Genomic DNA, 1796 nt, shown 5'->3' with positions numbered 1-1796 from the left:
TCCGCCGGTGCTGACTCACCAAAGGTAGTCATACCGATGATCTTGCCGCCAAAACCCACGTACTTGTACCAGAAATCCGCGATACCTGCTTCAATTGCAATACGCTTAGTCACGGCTGCTGGTAGTACGGCTTCGCGGTAGGCTGCGTCTTGTTTATCAAACGCATCGGTAGATGGCATTGACACTACGCGCACTTTCTTACCTTCGGCTGTAAGTTGGTCTGCGGCTTTCACCGCCAGTTCAACTTCAGAGCCAGTGGCAATCAGGATAAGCTCAGGCTGGCCTGCACACTCTTTTAGGATGTAACCACCTTTCGCGATATCGGCAACTTGCGCTTCGCTACGTGGTTGCTGCGCTAGGTTTTGACGAGAGAAAATCAGCGCTGATGGGCCATCTTTACGCTCAATCGCCAACTTCCATGCGACGGCTGATTCCACTTGGTCACACGGACGCCATGTGCTCATGTTCGGTGTCAAACGCAGTGAAGCCACTTGCTCAACCGGTTGATGGGTTGGGCCATCTTCACCCAAGCCAATCGAGTCATGAGTGTAGACTTGGATGTTCTGAATCTTCATCAGCGCGGCCATACGCATTGCATTACGGGCGTATTCCATAAACATCAGGAAGGTTGCGCCGTAAGGAACGAAGCCACCGTGCAGCGCGATACCATTCATGATGGCCGTCATACCGAATTCACGCACACCATAGTGAATGTAGTTACCCGAGAAGTCTTCCGCCGTGAGCGATTGAGAGCCCGACCACATGGTGAGGTTAGACGGTGCCAAGTCCGCCGAGCCGCCCATAAATTCTGGCAGCATTTTACCAAACGCTTCCAGCGCATTTTGTGACGCTTTACGTGACGCAATATTGGCTGGGTTAGCTTGAAGGTCAGCGATAATTTGACTCGCTTTCGCTTCCCATTCTGCTGGCAACTCGCCATTTACGCGGCGTTTGAACTCAGCGGCTTCGGCTGGGTAAGCGGCGGCGTAGGCTTCAAACTTGGTGTTCCAATCGGTTTCTTTTGCTTGGCCAGCTTCTTTGGCATCCCACTGCGCGTAAATGTCGGCAGGGATGTGGAAAGGTGCATGCGGCCAACCCAGGAATTCACGCGCTGCTTTGATTTCTTCAGCGCCTAAAGGGGCACCGTGACAGTCGTGTGAGCCCGCTTTGTTTGGCGAGCCAAAACCGATGATGGTTTTGGTGCAAATCAAGGTTGGACGAGGGTCTGCTTTCGCAGCCTCAATCGCGGCATTAATCGCTTCAGCGTTATGGCCATCAACCGCAGCAATAACATGCCAGCCGTACGCTTCAAAACGTTTTGGCGTGTCATCAGAGAACCAGCCTTCCACATGACCATCGATAGAGATGCCGTTGTCATCCCAAAACGCAATCAGTTTGCCAAGGCCCAGTGTGCCCGCCAGAGAACACGCCTCGTGCGAGATGCCTTCCATCAAACAACCATCACCCATGAACACATAAGTGAAGTGGTCAACGATGTCGTGACCCGGTTTGTTGAACTGCGCCGCCAGTGCTTTTTCAGCCATCGCCATGCCGACCGCATTGGTAATACCTTGGCCTAGTGGGCCCGTGGTGGTTTCAATGCCCGGCGCGTAACCGTATTCTGGGTGACCCGGTGTTTTTGAGTGTAATTGACGGAAGTTTTTCAAATCATCAATCGACAGCGCGTAACCGCTCAGGTGCAATAAAGAGTAAATCAGCATTGAGCCGTGGCCGTTTGACAGCACAAAACGGTCGCGGTCAGCCCATTGTGGGTTTTGTGGGTTATGGTTTAAGTG

At 52.7% G+C, this 1796-nt stretch carries 1 protein-coding gene; it reads right to left on the bottom strand.

The annotated features are described in order from the left end of the window. The coding region (tkt, locus tag AACV20_RS12850; RefSeq protein ID WP_170908091.1) for a transketolase at nucleotides 1-1796 on the bottom strand (1796 nt) is incomplete at both ends.

The organism is Vibrio sp. B4-6 (assembly GCF_963888245.1).
Classification (GTDB): domain Bacteria; phylum Pseudomonadota; class Gammaproteobacteria; order Enterobacterales; family Vibrionaceae; genus Vibrio; species Vibrio anguillarum.
This window is presented reverse-complemented; position numbering and strand designations above follow the sequence as displayed.